The organism is Kribbella caucasensis, from assembly GCF_004361855.1.
GTDB classification, from domain to species: domain Bacteria; phylum Actinomycetota; class Actinomycetes; order Propionibacteriales; family Kribbellaceae; genus Kribbella; species Kribbella caucasensis.
The window spans coordinates 186,844-200,924 of sequence record NZ_SNWQ01000005.1 but is presented as its reverse complement, the minus strand read 5'-3'; the positions used below and the strand labels follow the sequence as shown (position 1 = coordinate 200,924).

The window sequence follows — 14,081 nt, the reverse complement described above, 5'->3', positions numbered from 1 at the left end:
GTCACTCTCCTCGCAAGGTGGCGACGAAGTCCTCTAGGTCGTCCGGTTTCACCAGGACGTCGCGGGCCTTGGATCCTTCGCTCGGCCCGACCACGCCCCGGCTCTCCAGGATGTCCATCAGCCGGCCCGCCTTGGCGAACCCGACCCGGAGCTTGCGCTGCAGCATCGACGTCGAGCCGAACTGGGTCGACACGATCAGTTCGGCCGCCTGGACCACCAGGTCGAGGTCGTCGCCGATCTCGTCGTCCAGGTCCTTGCTCGGTCCGGCGACGGCGGTGACGTCCTCCCGGTACGTCGGCTGCAACTGTTCCTTGCAGTGCTCGACGACGCTGCGGATCTCGTTCTCGGTCACCCAGGCGCCCTGGATACGCATCGGCTTGCTCGCGCCCATCGGCAGGAACAGCCCGTCACCCTGGCCGACCAGCTTCTCCGCACCCGGCTGGTCCAGGATGACGCGGCTGTCGGCGAGCGACGAGGTGGCGAAGGCGAGCCGGGACGGCACATTGGCCTTGATCAGACCGGTGACCACGTCGACGCTCGGCCGCTGGGTGGCCAGCACCAGGTGGATACCGGCGGCGCGGGCGAGCTGCGTGATCCGGACGATCGAATCCTCGACGTCGCGCGGGGCGACCATCATCAGGTCGGCCAGCTCGTCGACGATGACCAGCAGGTACGGGTACGGCGTGAGCACCCGCTCGCTGCCCGGCGGCGGCTTCACCTTGCCGTTGCGGACCGCCTTGTTGAAGTCGTCGACATGGCGGAAACCGAACGCGGCCAGGTCGTCGTACCGCATGTCCATCTCGCGGACGACCCACTGCAGCGCCTCGGCGGCCTTCTTGGCGTTGGTGATGATCGGCGTGATCAGGTGCGGGATGCCCTCGTAGTTGTTCAGCTCGACCCGCTTGGGGTCGACCAGGATCATCCGTACCTCGTCGGGGGTGGACCGCATCAGAACCGAGGTGATCAGCGAGTTCACGAACGACGACTTCCCCGAACCGGTGGCGCCCGCGACCAGCAGGTGCGGCATCTTCGCCATGTTCGCGACGACGAAACCGCCCTCGACGTCCTTGCCGAGGCCGGCCACCATCGGGTGGTGGTCGTTGCGGGCGGTCGCCGACCGGATCACGTCGCCGAGGCTGACGATCTCCTTGTCGGTGTTCGGGATCTCGATACCGATCGCGGACTTGCCCGGGATCGGCGACAGGATCCGGACGTCGGCCGACGCCACGGCGTACGCGATGTTCTTGCTCAGCGCGGTGACCTTCTCGACCTTGACCGCCGAGCCGAGCTCCACCTCGTACCGGGTGACCGTCGGGCCTCGGGTGTAGCCGGTGACCTGCGCGTCGATGCCGAACTGCTCGAACACCTCGGTCAGCCGGTCGACGACCTGGTCGGACGCCTTGGTCCGGGCCTTGTGCACCGAACCGGGCTTGAGCGTCTGGCCGTCGGGCAGCGTGTAGGTGATGTCGCCGGACAAGCTGAGCTGCTCGACGCGCTGGGGCAGCGGCGTGTGCGGCGGCGGTTCGGCGGCCGACTCCGGCTTCGCGGGGGCGGCGACCACGGGGCTTGCGCTACTGAACCCGGAGGCCGGTTCGCCGGCGGCCGCGTCGACGTCGTAGGCGTCCTCTTCCGCTGCGGCCTTCGACTTCCGGCCGCGCTTGGACAGCTCGCGGCCCTCCAGCACAGGCGAGTCGTACGGCTTGACCGTGGGTTCGCCGTCTTCTTCGAGAGCGGCCTTGGCCCGGCGTTCCTTGCGGGACAGGCGCACGGTGTCGTCGGTCGCCGCGGTCACGGAGGGCGCGTCGGCGGGGAGTTCGGTCCGCCCGAGCAGTACGTCGAACGCGGCACGGACCCGGAGCGGGATCGCGTAGATCGGCGTACCGGTGACGACCAGTGCGCCGAAGATCGCCAGCAGCACGAGCAGCGGCGAGGCGACGTACTTGGTCAGCAGGTCGGACAGGAGCGATGAGACGACGTAGCCGATCGCGCCGCCGGCTTCCTGGAGCGGGGCGTCGGCCGGGTCGTTCGGGCGGGGGATGCCGTTGGCGATGTGGACCAGGCCGAGTACGCCGAGGGCGATCGACGTCCAGCCGATCACCTGGCGGCCGGCCGGGCCGTTGCGGTCCGGGTGCCGCAGCGTGCGGAGGGCGACGAACAGCAGCATCAGCGGGACGGCCCAACCGAGCATGCCGACGCTGCCGCTGACGACAGTGCGGATGCCGTTGCCGACCGCGCCGGGGAGCTCCCACCAGATCGCGGCGGCGACCACGACGGCCAGGCCGATCAGGGCGAGGCCACCACCGTCGCGGCGGTGGGCCGGGTCCAGGTCACGGGCGCCCTTGCCGACGCCGCGGACCAAGCTGCCGAGCAGGTGCGCGATACCGATCCAGATCTTGATCAGGCCGCGGCCGAGAGCCAGCATGGCGGCGGCGAAAGGTCCCGCTCCCCCGCCGGATTTGGGCGTGCGGGTCCGCGCGGAGGTACCACCACCGCGCTTCGCGCTCTGCCCACGCTTCTGGGCGCCTGACGGACGGGAGCGTCCACCAGCAGCCGACCGCGCCGTTCCCGGGCGGCTGGCTGCCGACTTCTGCGCCCGCGTCGGGGAAGACGTGCGGGTCGCCATGTCTAGCAGGCTACCCCGAGGACCACTCGAGTCACACGTGTCACACGCCGATCACGCCGCCCCATCCGTAGCGTCACAGCCTCGCCACTCCACTACCAAGCCTCCGCAGTCGGGCGACGTGCCAGCTGGCGAGCGAGGGTGAACGGCACGGCCGTAGGGCCGGAAGGTCGGCCCTGGGTCAGGCGCCGGTGGTGCCGTCCAGGTGTTCTCGGAGGAGGTCGGCGTGGCCGCAGTGGCGGGCGTATTCGCCGATCAGGTGGATGTAGATCATCCGGAGCGTGGATTCGGTGCCGTTGAAGGTGAAGCGGTCGTCCAGGCTGTGGTCGGCGGCTGCTTCGTCGGACAGCTTCCACTCGGCGATCAGGCCCTCGTACTCCGATTCGGCGTGGGCCGGGTCGATCAGGTCGAAGTCGGCGTCCTTGCCCAGTTCGGGGGCGAAAAGCGGCTCGGCCGGGGTGCCAGTCGCGAAGTGGATGCGGAACCAGATGCGCTCGACCTTGGTCAGGTGCCGGATCAGGCCAAGGAGCGACAGGTTGGACGGCGGTGACGGCCGCTCGGCCAACTGGTCCGCGGTCAGACCGGCGCATTTGTAGAGCAGAGTGGTCCGGTAGAAGTTCAGGTAGCCGGCGAGCAGTTCGTGCTCGGGGGCGACCAGCGAGCCGTCCGGACGTTCGACCTCGGGCGCGATCCATGTCATTGCCGCATCCTGCCTCAGCCCCGAAGACGCCGCGCCAACGGGGTCGTGTCTCATGATGCGTCGCGAAGTCTCATTTAGTGAGATTGCTGCTGGCGCGACGAGCGTCCCTTTGGCTACGGTCTTCGGCAGGTCATGAGTGTCAGCGCGAAGCCCCGGCTTGCTGGCCGGCAACCCTCCTCCGCGGTGGGGTGCCCCGGGTGAGGACCAGGCCGTGCGGATACCCCGTTCGGCAAGTGCGGACTTCCCGGGAGCCAACATGTCGATCCTGTCCATCCTCGAGCCTGCCAACGCAACCGTCACCCCGCGGCCGGCGATCGCGCGGTTCAGCACCGGCAGCATCCCCGCCACGGTCGGCGCCGACCTGTTGGTACCGTTGGCCGACGGTCGCGTGACGGACTACGCCAACTTCGACCACGGGGCCAGCGCGCCGTGTCTGGAGTCGGTGCGAGCCGCGGTCGAGGCCGCCCTGCCGTCGTACGCGTCGGTGCACCGCGGGAACGGGTACGCCTCCCGGATCACCACCCAGTGGTACGAGCGGGCCCGTAAGCAGGTGCACGAGTTCGTCGGCGCGCGCGAGGACGACCAGGTGATCTTCACCCGTCAGACCACCGACGCCCTCAACCTGCTGGCCCGTGCGGTCCCGGCTAACGCGACTGTGATCGTGTTCGAGTCCGAGCACCACGCCGCGCTCCTCCCGTGGCCGACCGAGCGCACGATCCGGCTCGCGGCGCCCACCTCCCCCACCAACGCGGTCACGTCGGTCGCCGACGCGCTCCGCCAGGCGCCCGAGGGTCCGCGGCTGGTCGTCGTGACCGGCGCGTCCAACGTCACCGGCGAGATCTTCCCGATCGCCGAGCTCGCCGCCGTCGCGCGCGCCCACGGTGCGCGGATCTGCCTAGACGCCGCCCAGCTCGCGCCGCACCGTCCGGTCGACATCGCCGAGCTCGACGTCGACTGGGTCGCACTCAGCGGTCACAAGCTCTACGCCCCGTACGGCGCGGGTGCCCTGATCGGCCGCGCAGACTGGCTGAACGAGGCCGACCCCTACCTGTACGGCGGCGGCGCGACCGCATCGGTCTCCACCGACGCGACCGTGTGGAACGACGGCCCGGCCCGGCACGAGGGCGGCTCCCCCAACGTCATCGGTGCGATCGCGCTGGCCGCGGCGTGTGCGGCGATTGCCAAGCACCGCGACGCGATCGAGCAGCACGAGCGCAGCCTGCTCGCCCGGCTCCGGACCGGTCTTGCGCAGCTCCCTGGAGTGACCACCTACTCGATCTTCGGCGAGGACGCGGATCGCGTCGGCACCGTCTGTTTCACCGTCGACAACGTGAGTTCGACCCTCGTGTCGGCCGCGCTGTCGGCGGAGTACGGAATCGGTGTGCGGGACGGCAAGTTCTGCGCGCACCCGTTGGTCGGTCGCCTGCTCGAGGACTCCCCCGAGAACGGTACGGCCGTCCGCGCGAGCCTCGGCCTCGGCACGACCCGCGAACACGTCGACCGCCTCGTCGCCGCCGTGCGCACCCTCGCCACGAGCGGCCCGCGCACGCAGTACGAGGAGTCCGCCCACGGCTGCCAGCCCACGAACGACCCCCGCGACCTCGAGGCACCGCACATCTGGTGAACCTCCAGCACTCAACCAAACCCCTGGAACAGGCCGACCCACCGCTCGGCGAGGCTGTCAAGAACAGGGTTGGTGAGTGGTGCGGACACACGCCTGCGTGGTGAGCGGCTGACGCCTGCAGGTGCGCGTCCACACAGCGGTGAATCGCCCGGGGCGTGGATCTAGGAAGTCGGGTCCAGGCCTGTGTGGTGGGCGGCGAACGCCAGCAGGTCGGCCCATTCCGAGGCGATCATGGCGGCGGGTTTGCCGAAGCCGTGGCCGGTGTCGACCTCGATACGGGTCAAGACCGGGGCGTCGGCAACCTGGGCTTGCTGGAGGGCCGCGATGAACTTGTGGCTGTGCAACGGGACGACCCGGTCATCGTGGTCGCCGGTGACGACCAGGGTTGCCGGGTACTCCGTGCCATCGCGAAGGTTGTGGAGCGGGGAGTAGGCGAGCAGATCCTCGAACTGCAATGGGTCACTCGGCAGCCCGAAGTCCGACGCCCAGCCGGCACCGACCGTGAAGAGGTGGAAGCGGAGCATGTCCAGTACGCCGACGCCGGGAAGCGCCGCGGCGAAGAGGTCCGGGCGCTGCGCCATCACCGCGCCAACAAGGAGGCCGCCGTTGGAGCGGCCGTGGATCGCCAACTGCTGCGGCGTCGTCACCTTCGACTTGACCAGATGCTCGCCAACGGCGATGAAGTCGTCGAACACGTTCTGCTTGTTCTTCAGCCGGCCGTCGTCATGCCAGGCGGCGCCGTATTCGCCGCCGCCGCGGAGGTTGGCGATCACCAGCACTCCCCCGGCCGCGAGCCATCCGGGCCAGCCCGGCTTGTAGTCCGCGAAGATCGGGATGCGGAAGCCGCCGTACCCGTACATCAGCGTCGGCCGCGGTTCGTTGAGGTCCAGGTCCGCGCGCGAGATCACGAAGTACGGGACCTCGCGGCCGGGCTCGATCCGGCGGGTCACGGTGACCTCCGGTGAAGTGAAGCCCGTTCCGCCGGACGGCACCAGCTCCGGCAGCGCGCGGACCGATCCGGAGGCCGCCGACACGACGTACGAGAGGGTCGGGTCGGTGGTGGACGAGAAGCCGACGAAGACCTCGTCGTGTTTGGGGCTCGCGTTGATGCCGACGATGCCGCCGCCACGCAGGTCGGCGACGCGAGGGTTGCCGCCGTCCAGGTCGTACAGGGTGAGGACGGGTTGCGCGTCCACGACGGTGACGGTCGCGAGGCCGGTCTCGGTCCCGCGCGCTTCCAGTAGAGCCCCTTCACCCTCCGGGATCAGGTCGACGAAATCGGCGGTCAGGGAGCTGCTCACCACCCGGCCGCGCGGGGTGTCGCGATCGGTGCGCAGGACCAGCCGATCGCCATGCATCCGGACGAACAACGCCTCATAGGCGAACTCGTCGATCACCTTGACCGGCTCGCCGAGCGCGCTGCCCTCGATCGGGTAGAGCCACAGCCGGGTGCGCGGATCGGTGCCCTCGAAGATGTGCAGTACGGCGTACCGGTCGTCGTCGGAGATCTCCACGTCGAGGTAGAACCGCTCGTTCTCCGGCATCCGCACGATCAGCTCGTCCTCGGACTGCGGCGTGCCGATCCGGTGCAGCTTCAGCTCCGCGATCCCGAGCGCCTGCGTCTCCGTGCCTTCGCTGCGCCCACTGGACGGGTAGTGCACATACAGGTACGCCGATGAGTCGGGCAGCCAGGTCGCCACACAGAACTTGGCCTCCGTCACCACATCATCGACCTCGGCCCCGGTGGCGACCTCGAGCAGCCGGAAGGTGATCCAGTCGCTGCCGCTCTCGTTGATCCCGTACGCGAAGTGCTGTCCGTCGGGGCTCACGGTGAAGCTGCCGAGCGAGTCGGTGCCGCCGTCGGACAACTTGTTCGGGTCGATCAGCACCCGGCCGCCTTCGAGCAGCCCGGGCAACGAGTCCGCGACGTACACGACGTCCTGTGCCTGGGTGCCGTCGTTGCGGCCGACGAAGTACCAGCCCGACTTCTTCACCGGTACGCCGGCTCGCGGGCGGGCCAGGATCGCCGTCATCGTCCGCTGGAACCAGGCCCGCTCGGGGTAGCTCGCCAGCTCGGCTTCGGTGAACGCGTTCTGCCGGCTCACCCAGTCCTTGGTCTCCGTCGAGTCCGGATCCTCCAGCCAGCGGTACGGATCGGCGATCCGGCGGCCGTGCAAGGTCTCCGCTATATCGCCGCGGCGGCTCTCGGGATACATGGGGACAACCTATCCCCGAGCCCAACCCCTCGGGCGACCGTTTTTCGTACCGCACGTCCCACTCACCGGGCCGCCGGTGGGCGGCATCCCGCACAGGCGCCGGGGCCTCGGTGAGTGGGACGTTTCCCCAGAGATGGTCAGTGGGCCGGGTTCAGGTCCTTGCTCCAAAGGACCTTCCCGTACAGGTCGCGCAGCGAGGTGGTGAAGACCTCGGTCCGCGGGTCGATCTCGACGTGGCCGAAGAACTGGTTGCCGTCGCTGGGCGGCTGGTTCGGGAAGTCGGCGGCCTTCACGAACTCGAGCTTCGGGCCGAACGTCGGGTCGAGCGTGTTCGGCCCGAACGTGCCGGCGTTGATCGGGCCGGCGACGATCTCCCAGAACGGGTCGAAGTCGGTGAACGCGGCGCGGGACGGGTCGTAGTGGTGCGCCGCGCAGTAGTGCACGTCGGCGGTCAGCCAGATCGTGTTGCGGACCTTGCGCCGCTTGAACTGGCTCAGCACCCAGGCGATCTCGTGCTCGCGACCACCCGGCGCGCCGGCCAGGCCGTTGGCGACCGCCTCGATCTCGGTACCGTCCGGGACGAGCAGGCCGATCGGCATGTCGCTGGCGATCACCTTCCAGGTCGCCTTCGAGGCCGCGACCTCACGAACCAGCCAGTTCGCCTGCTCCTCGCCGAGGATCGCGACGTCACCGGCGACGCCCGGTGCCGGGTTCTTGTCCCGGTACGTCCGCATGTCGAGGCAGAAGACGTCGAGCAGCGGGCCGTAGCTGACCTTGCGGTAGATCCGGTCCCGGCCGCCGGGGTGCTCCATCGGCAGGTACTCCAGGAACGCCTGACGAGCCCGCGCGGCCAGTACGTCGACCCGCTTCTCGGTGTACCGGGTGTCGGTCAGGATCTCGCCGGGGTACCAGTTGTTGACCGTCTCGTGGTCGTCCCACTGGCTGACGATCGGCACGTCGGCGTTGAACGCGCGCACGTTGTCGTCGAGCAGGTTGTACTTGTACCGGCCCCGGTACTCCGCGAGCGTCTCGGCGACCTTGGCGACCTCCTCGGTCACCACGTTCTTCCAGACGGTGCCGTCGGCAAGTACCACCTCGGCCTGCAGCGGTCCGTCGGCGTAGATGTTGTCGCCGGAGTGCAGGAAGAAGTCGGGCCGCGTGTCGTGCATCGCCTTGTACGCGATCATGCCGCCGAAGTCCGGGTTGATCCCCCAGCCCTGACCGGCCGTGTCACCGGTCCAGACGAAGCTCACGCCCCGGTTGCGGCCCGGCGTACTGAACGATCCGGTCTGCGTCTCACCCCGGCGGCCGTACTCGTCCTCGAACGCGACGCGGTAGTCGTACTGCTGGCCCGGGCGCAGACCTCGCAACGGCAGCTGCGCGGTGAAGTCGGCGTCGGGCCCGGTGATCGGCCCGCGCAACCGGATCGCCTTGTCGAACCGGCCGTGACTGGTCAGGTCGACGACCAGCCGGGCGCGGCGGTCGGTCCGGGACCAGACGATCGCGGACTGCGACGTCACATCGCCGGTCGCGATCCCGGACGGCAGGCCGGGACGGTCGCGGCGGACGACGGACGGCGAGGCGGTGGTTGTGGCGGCGGCGACGCCGGGCAGGGCGAGCGATGCACTCGCGGCGGTGGATGCGGCCAAGAGCTGGCGGCGACTCAAGTTCATACCGTCAGGTTCTACCCCGCCGGTGACGCCCGGGTGAACCCCTGATGATGCCTTCCACCCAAGCCACCCGCCGCACGCTTTGCCGAGCCGACCTCCCGGGGCAACCTGATCGCACGACCGGCTTAACGGCCCCGTTGCGTGGATCTGGATACTAGGGGGCAGCAACCACTTCTCGTGGCGCTGCCCCGGACCTCGGTAGCGCATCTCGACCGATGCACTCCCAGGATGGGGCTTGCCGATGTCACAACTCGTCGCCGACGACGCCTACCCGCAGCGACCACAGGAACGGCATACCAGTCTCTACACCGATCTCGCCCAGACCGTCCGTGAGCTCGGTCTGCTCCGGCGGCGGCAGGGCTACTACGTCGTCCGGATAGCGATGGTGGTCGCCGCCCTCGCGGGCATCGCGGCCGGAGTCATCCTGCTCGGCGACTCCTGGTACCAACTGCTGCTGGCGGGCGCGCTGGCCCTGGTACTGACGCAGGTCGCGTTCCTCAGTCACGACAGCGCCCACCGGCAGATCTTCACCTCCAACGCCTGGAACGACTGGACCGCGCGCGCCCTGGCCGGCGGACTGGCCGGGATGAGCGCCAGCTGGTGGCGGAACAAGCACAACAAGCACCACAACGCCCCAAACCAGATCGGCAAGGACCCCGACATCGACATGAAGGCGCTCGCCTTCACCCCCGGCGCCCTCGCCAAACGTCGCGGCCTGACCAAGTGGTTAGGCGACCGCCAGGGCTGGTTCTTCTTCCCACTGCTGACGCTGGAGGGGCTGGCCCTGCACGTGGCGAGTCTTCAGCACCTGTTGCGCCGGAAGGCGACCCGGCTGGAACGCATCGAGGCCGCGATCGTGATCACCCGGCTCGCCGGCTATCTGGCCGCCCTGCTCATCCTGTTGCCGATCGGCAAGGCCGGTGCCTTCCTCGGGATCCAGCTCGCGGTCTTCGGGGTCTGCCTGGGCGCTTCGTTCGCGCCGAACCACAAGGGCATGCCGCTCGTACCGGCGACGATGAAACTCGATTTCCTGCGCCGTCAGGTACTGATGTCGCGAAACATCCGTGGCGGAGTGATCGTCGACTTCGCCATGGGTGGGCTCAACTACCAGATCGAGCATCACCTCTTCCCGAGCATGCCCCGCCCATCGCTCAAGAAGGTGCGGCCGATCGTCCGCGAGTACTGCGAACTGCACGGCGTCAAGTACACCGAGGTCGGCCTGTTCGAGTCGTACCGGATCGTCGTCGAATACCTGAACAACGTCGGCCTACGATCCCGCGACCCGTTCCAGTGCCCCCTCGTCACGCAGTACCGGAACTGACCCGCCCTGCTGACGTACGGCCGGTGATGCCCGATGATGGAAGGGCTGCCGGACCGAAGGGCAACGGTGGGAATGTCACGGGAACAACGCATCACGCAGGTCTTCATCGAACTGGCCGACACCTTGGTGGACGAGTTCGATCTGGTCGACTTCCTGCACACGCTCGCCGAGGTGAGTGTGGAGCTGCTCGATGTCGACGCGGCCGGTCTGATGCTGGCCGACGACGACGGCGTACTGCATGTGATGGCGTCCTCGGACGACCAGGTCGAGCTGCTGGAACTGTTCGAGCTCCAGCAGAACGAGGGACCTTGCCCCGAGTGTTTCCGTACCGGCGCGCCGGTGGTGAACGTCGATCCGGCCCGCTGGCCCGAGTTCGCCTCAGCCGCGGCCGCCGGGGGGTATGCCACCAGCCACGCGCTGCCGCTCCGCCTCCGCGGCCACGTCATCGGCGCGCTCAACCTGTTCCGTACCAGTACGGAACCACTCACCGACGATGACACCGCACTCGGCCAGGGGCTGTCCGACATCGCCACCATCGGCCTGCTGCACGAGCGGCAGATCCGGGGGCAACAGGTCCTGGCCGAACAGCTCCAGCACGCGCTGAACAGCCGGATCCTGATCGAGCAGGCCAAAGGAATGCTGGCGGAACGAGCCGGCCTGAGCCCAGCGGACGCCTTCGGTGCGATGCGCTCGTACGCCCGCGGTACCGGGCAGGGCCTGAGTGTGGTGGCGCAGGGAGTACTCGACGGGTCACTGGAAATCTCATCGCTGGCCCGGTAATTGCCGGCCCGGTGGTTGTGCATGGCCGCCGGCCGTGGTTCCGTAGAGGTGTCAGCCACTTTCTCGTGGCGCTGCCCCGGACCCGGTAGCGCATCTCGACCGATGCACTCCGGAGCGGGGCGTTCTCATGTCACAACTCGTCGCGGACGACAGTCAGCCGCACGGGCCGCAACAGCGGCACACCAGCCTCTACACGGACCTCTCCCGGACCGTGCGGGAGCTCGGGATGCTCCGTCGGCGCCGCGGGTACTACTGGACCCGCATCGGCCTGGTGACGGCCGCCTTCGCGGGTGTCTGGGTCGGCGTCGGCCTGCTTGGCAACTCCTGGTTGCAGCTCCTGATGGCCGGCGCGCTCGCCTTGGTACTGACCCAGGTCGCCTTCCTCAGTCATGACGGCGCCCACCGGCAGATCTTCACCTCCAACGCCTGGAACGACTGGACCGCGCGCCTACTGGGCGGCGTGCTGGCCGGCATGAGCGCCGCCTGGTGGCGCGCGAAACACAGCCGGCACCACGCGGCGCCGAACCAGCTGGACCGGGACCCGGACATCGGGCCGGGAGTGGTTGCCTTCACCCCCGATGCCGTTGCCCGCCGCAATGGTCTGGGCACCTGGCTGGCACAGCGCCAGGGTTGGTTCTTCTTCCCCCTGCTCACCCTCGAGGGGCTGAACCTGTACGTCGCGAGCCTGCGTCACCTACTCCGGCGTACGGCGACCATGGTCGAGCGGATAGAAGCCGCGATCGTCCTGGCCCGGCTCGGCGGCTATCTCACGGTGCTGTTGATCCTGCTGCCGGTCGGCAAGGCCGGCGCGTTCCTCGGGCTCCAGTTCGCGGTGTTCGGAATCTGCCTCGGTGGGTCGTTCGCGCCCAACCACAAGGGCATGCCGCTCGTACCGGCGACGATGAAACTCGACTTCCTCCGCCGCCAGGTGCTGATGTCCCGCAACATCCGCGGCGGGGTGATGATCGACTTCGCCCTGGGCGGCCTCAACTACCAGATCGAGCACCATCTCTTCCCCAGCATGCCCCGCCCCACGCTCAAGAAGGTGCAGCCCATCGTCCGCGAGTACTGCGAACTGCACGACGTCAAATACACCGAAGTCGGCCTGGTCGAGTCCTACCGAATCGTCATCGACTACCTCAACAACGTCGGCCTCCGAGCCCGCGACCCCTTCCAGTGCCCACTGGTCACCCAGTACCGAAACTGACCGACCGCCGGCTCAGAGGCCCGTGGCATCCGCGATCCGGACGTGGCGCGTCGCGGGCGTCAGTGGCAACTAATCTCTTGACGCATGACCTACGCGAGCACGCCTGCCTTCGTCGTTCGTAGTGCCGGACTTGACTTGCCCGGCGTGCTCTACCTTCCGGCCGGCGACGGGCCGCATCCCGGGGTTCTGCTGCTGCACGGATTCCCGGGCTACGAGCGGAACTTCGATCTGGCCCACGTACTACGGCGCGCGGGGTTCGCCGCGTTGGTCTTTCACTACCGCGGTTCGTGGGGCGCGGCCGGATCGTGGTCGTGGAGCAACGTCCTCGAAGACGCGGTGGCAGGCGTGGCGGCGTTGCGCGAGTCGCCGTACGTCGATGCTGAGCGGGTCGCGATCGTCGGTCACAGCATGGGCGGATTCGCCGCACTGCACACGGCCGCGGCCGATCCGAGTCTCATCAAAGTCGCCGCGATCACCCCGTTCGACTTCGGCGCGGCGGGTGTCGCCATCGCCGCCGATCCGGCTGCGCAGCAGGCCTACACCGAGGCCTTCGAGGATGAACTCCTCCCGCTCCAGGGAACCAGCGCCGCCGCCCTCGTCGACGAGATGGTTGCCCACGGACCGAACTGGCGACTGGCCAGTCTCGCGCCGAAGCTGGCCGGCCGCCCGGTGCTGCTGGTCGGCGGCTCGCGCGACACGGCAGCGCCGTACGAGCAGAACTTCCTACCGCTCGTCGACGCGTACGCCGAGGCCAAGCTGGAGCACCGCCTCTTCGACACCGACCACGCGTTGTCCGACCACCGCGAAGAGCTGGCCGCGAGCGTCCTGGAGTTCCTCAGCTAGACAGCTCCTCAGCTAGACAGCTCCTCAGCTAGACAGCTTCTCAGCTGGACGGTGGGATCTCGCCGGAGCCGCGGATCGTCAGCTTGACCGGGACTCGGACGGTTCGGCCGGGCCGGTGTGGTTCGGGGAGGCGCTCGGTCATCAGCTGGATGGCGGTACGGGCCATCACGTCGGCCGACTGGGCGACCGCGGTGAGCCCCGGGCTGAGCAGATCGCCGAGGGCGAGGTCGTCGAAGGAGACGAGGGCCACCTGATCGCGGCGGCCCGCCAGCCCACGCAGTACCTCGGCTGTCGTCATGTTGTTGGCCGACAGCAACGCGGTCGCGGGCTCGGGCCGGTCCAGTACGGCGGACAGGGTGATCCCGATCCCCTCGGTGGTCGGCTCGGACAGGTGGACCAGGTCCTCGTCCACGTCGATCCGGTGCCGGGCCATCGCGGCGCGGTAGGCGACCACCCGTTCCCGGGCGGTGAAGATGCGCTCGTCGTCGCCGAGGTAGGCGATCCGGCGATGCCCCTGGCGGACCAGATGGTCGATCGCCTGGTCGATCCCGCCGGCGTTGTCGGCCAGGACCGCGTCGGCCTCGATCCCGTGCGCGGGGCGGTCGATCGTGACCACGGCCATCCCGGCGTCGACATGCGGTGCCAGGTAGTCCTGGGTCTCGCCGATCGGGGCCATGATCAACGCGTCCGGGCGGCGGGCGACGAACTCCAGGCAGACGTCGCGCTCCCGCTCCGGGTCCTCGTCGGTGAGGCCGATCATCACCACCGAACCGTTGCTGCGGGCCCACAACTCGACCGCGCGGCCGAGCGAGGCGAAGAACGGGTCGCCGATGTCGCGGATCACCACGGCGATCGTCCCGGTCTTGCCGCGGCGCAGCATCCGGGCGCTCTCGTTCGGCGTGTAGTTGAGCTCCTTGATCGCCGCCTGGACCTTCGCGGTCAGCTCCGGGCTGACGTTCGGCTCCTCGTTGACCACCCGGGAGACGGTCTTCAGCGCCACACCCGCCCGCGCCGCGACCTCCTTCATCGTCGGCCGACGCTGCCCGGTGCCGTTCACGTTGATCGTCATACCGGTCCCGCCTTCCCTGCTGGTTGCCCGG

10 protein-coding genes and 1 riboswitch are annotated in these 14,081 nt (G+C 68.9%); of the genes, 5 read left to right on the top strand and 5 right to left on the bottom strand.

Annotation, left to right across the window (positions count from 1 at the left end):
* Position 1 precedes the first annotated feature (1 nt).
* Positions 2 to 2,623: an FtsK/SpoIIIE family DNA translocase gene (locus tag EV643_RS12705; protein ID WP_202869532.1), complete on the bottom strand. Its 2,622-nt coding sequence runs from the start codon at positions 2,621 to 2,623 to the stop codon at positions 2 to 4.
* A 178-nt stretch (positions 2,624 to 2,801) separates the two neighbouring features.
* Positions 2,802 to 3,320, bottom strand: coding sequence for a DinB family protein (locus EV643_RS12700; RefSeq protein ID WP_133800230.1), 519 nt, complete (start codon positions 3,318 to 3,320; stop codon positions 2,802 to 2,804).
* Between the two features lie 128 nt (positions 3,321 to 3,448).
* A riboswitch (SAM riboswitch) is annotated at positions 3,449 to 3,562 on the top strand.
* Positions 3,563 to 3,576: 14 nt separating this feature from the next.
* On the opposite strand from EV643_RS12700, the gene EV643_RS12695 reads away from it, so the two are divergent.
* A complete protein-coding gene (locus EV643_RS12695; protein WP_133800229.1) occupies positions 3,577 to 4,944 on the top strand; it encodes an aminotransferase class V-fold PLP-dependent enzyme in 1,368 nt (455 codons plus the stop codon).
* 161 nt (positions 4,945 to 5,105) lie between these two features.
* Here the strand turns inward: EV643_RS12695 and EV643_RS12690 are convergent, their stop codons facing one another.
* Together EV643_RS12690 and EV643_RS12685 are read right to left on the bottom strand one after the other, a co-directional pair.
* The gene (locus EV643_RS12690) at positions 5,106 to 7,160 is read right to left on the bottom strand and encodes a prolyl oligopeptidase family serine peptidase (RefSeq protein ID WP_133800228.1); all 2,055 of its coding nucleotides are present in this window, start codon (positions 7,158 to 7,160) and stop codon (positions 5,106 to 5,108) included.
* A gap of 137 nt (positions 7,161 to 7,297) precedes the next feature.
* Entirely contained in the window at positions 7,298 to 8,833 is a 1,536-nt protein-coding gene (locus tag EV643_RS12685) for an alkaline phosphatase D family protein (RefSeq protein ID WP_133800227.1), read from the bottom strand.
* A 238-nt stretch (positions 8,834 to 9,071) separates the two neighbouring features.
* Here EV643_RS12685 and EV643_RS12680 point away from each other — a divergent pair, with 238 nt between their 5' ends.
* The 4 genes from EV643_RS12680 to EV643_RS12665 all read left to right on the top strand — a co-directional run bounded on the left by EV643_RS12680 (position 9,072) and on the right by EV643_RS12665 (position 12,981).
* Positions 9,072 to 10,151 carry a fatty acid desaturase family protein gene (locus EV643_RS12680; RefSeq protein WP_133800226.1) on the top strand — a complete coding sequence of 360 codons (1,080 nt, stop codon included), beginning with the start codon at positions 9,072 to 9,074 and terminating at the stop codon, positions 10,149 to 10,151.
* A 72-nt stretch (positions 10,152 to 10,223) separates the two neighbouring features.
* Positions 10,224 to 10,931: a GAF and ANTAR domain-containing protein gene (locus tag EV643_RS12675; protein WP_133800225.1), complete on the top strand. Its 708-nt coding sequence runs from the start codon at positions 10,224 to 10,226 to the stop codon at positions 10,929 to 10,931.
* Between the two features lie 127 nt (positions 10,932 to 11,058).
* A complete protein-coding gene (locus EV643_RS12670) occupies positions 11,059 to 12,138 on the top strand; it encodes a fatty acid desaturase family protein (RefSeq protein ID WP_133800224.1) in 1,080 nt (359 codons plus the stop codon).
* An 84-nt stretch (positions 12,139 to 12,222) separates the two neighbouring features.
* Positions 12,223 to 12,981 carry an alpha/beta hydrolase family protein gene (locus EV643_RS12665; protein ID WP_133800223.1) on the top strand — a complete coding sequence of 253 codons (759 nt, stop codon included), beginning with the start codon at positions 12,223 to 12,225 and terminating at the stop codon, positions 12,979 to 12,981.
* 40 nt (positions 12,982 to 13,021) lie between these two features.
* On the opposite strand, the gene EV643_RS12660 is transcribed toward EV643_RS12665, so the two are convergent.
* A complete protein-coding gene (locus tag EV643_RS12660; RefSeq protein ID WP_133800222.1) occupies positions 13,022 to 14,050 on the bottom strand; it encodes a LacI family DNA-binding transcriptional regulator in 1,029 nt (342 codons plus the stop codon).
* Positions 14,051 to 14,081 lie beyond the last annotated feature (31 nt).